This window comes from Candidatus Aquicultor secundus, assembly GCF_002791875.1.
GTDB classification, from domain to species: Bacteria; Actinomycetota; Aquicultoria; order Aquicultorales; family Aquicultoraceae; genus Aquicultor_A; species Aquicultor_A secundus.
Window position 1 is genome coordinate 4,913 of record NZ_PFNG01000134.1, and the last position, 1,669, is coordinate 6,581.

2 protein-coding genes are annotated in these 1,669 nt (G+C 43.0%); one reads left to right on the top strand and one right to left on the bottom strand.

Translation table 11 applies throughout. The features are described from left to right. The coding region (locus COY37_RS05605; protein WP_502693749.1) for a sensor histidine kinase at window positions 1-981 on the bottom strand (981 nt) is incomplete at its 3' end. Window positions 982-1,213: 232 nt separating this feature from the next. On the opposite strand from COY37_RS05605, the gene COY37_RS05610 reads away from it, so the two are divergent. Beyond that, window positions 1,214-1,669, top strand: a 456-nt coding sequence (locus COY37_RS05610) for a hypothetical protein (RefSeq protein ID WP_286976648.1), incomplete at its 3' end; no start/stop codon positions are given.

Consider the following 1,669-nt stretch of genomic DNA (forward strand, 5'->3'; position numbering starts at 1 on the left):
TTCCAGCCTTACCATGCCGGCCCCCGAATGACGGGTGGCATTGCTCAAGGCTTCTTGGCAGATACGCAGTATTTCATATTTCTGCTCGGCAGAGAGCGGTAAGCCATCTATACTAAAGTTTGTATCGATTTTACAGCCGGTGGCTGAAGAAAAACGGCGACAGCAGTGTGTAAGCACGCGACTTAAATCCTGTTCAATGTTTTCCGGCCTTAACGCATAGATAGCATTTCTTAAATCTCGAAGGGTTGCTGAGACAAGTTCTCGCATCTGGTAAACGGTATCCAGTTCTCTTGCGCTTAACTTTTCGCATAGCGCATCAGCTTTTAGCTTGATTGCAGATAACATTTGGGCGAGGTTGTCATGGAGCTCTCGGGCAAGTCTTGCCCTTTCTTCAGAGATAGCTTCTCTTTCAGCCTGTTCCTTAATTACTGAGCGCTGTCTCACGATCTCGGCGATCATATCAGATGGATAGATTAACATGAACCCTACTGTAAAATACGCCGTTATTTGTCCAAGAAAAAGGGGGAAGTGCTCAAGCGAGAAGAAACCCTGTAGTGTAGCGCCATGTACAAAGATGGAAACGACTTGAGTGGCCGTGAGGAGGACGCTTGAGTATGCAGCGCCTTTAAAACGAAACATGACGCCTGCCGGGATAACGGGTGAGATTGAATAGAAGTAAAACGGAGAATCCCACGCGTTGTATACCATTAAAAGGATCATACTTATAATAATATCAGCACCAAGGTATACCGCATGTCTTGTAAGAAGCGCATACAATTCTCGGCGTTTGGTGTAAATTACTACAGTGTAAAGAAGAACGACCACCCAGATGACGAGGCCCAACGTATAGTTAGCGCCAAGGCTAAGTTTAAATAGTATCCAGATCAGACCGAATGCAAGTGCTATGACCCTGAATACAAAGAAAAACTGGAAGAGCTGCCTGTATTCGTCCGGAGCCTGGGCTAATTGACCTCTATGCATTGAAAAGATACCTCTCGCCTATTTTGTCTATTTTATCATTTAAATTTCGCGTGATACAACCGTAGGATCGATAGTAAAACAAATAAAGAACCTGAGTGCGCAAGATTGGGAATCCGTCCTTTAAATTTAAGACGTATAATTGGCCACTTGACCCATAGACGTGCTGGCGGCTGTAGCACTACCATTTGGGATAAGAATGCAAACCAATTTTATGAGCAAAGGAGTGTTGCAGGTGAAGCGTATGTATTTACTGTCACTGATAGTCTTTTTTTTATTCGGCTTTGTTTCAGATGCTTTTGCATTTGAGAATTCCAAGTTGGCCGAAATTGCGCAAAAATATATCGGTCGAAATTTTAGCAAAGAAGGAATTCAATGTAAGGGGTTTGTTCAGAAAGTGGTAAGAAAAGCTGGTAGAAAGCTAGATTCTGGATATCGATTCTGTTATCTAGATGTAGGCAAAGAGACCACTTCAAAAGAAGCCACAAGAGGTGATATTATTCAACTGGATAATCCCAGCATTAACCATGATGAAAGAAAAGATAGAAAAGGCGGAAGCGCAGCCTACACTAAGCCAATGCATACTGCAATAGTTATTGATAACTATGGAAATGGGGCCTATAAAGTTGTTGATTGCAATTGGGGAAAATTTCGGTATACGGTGCGCATCGGCGATTGGAATCCATACAAA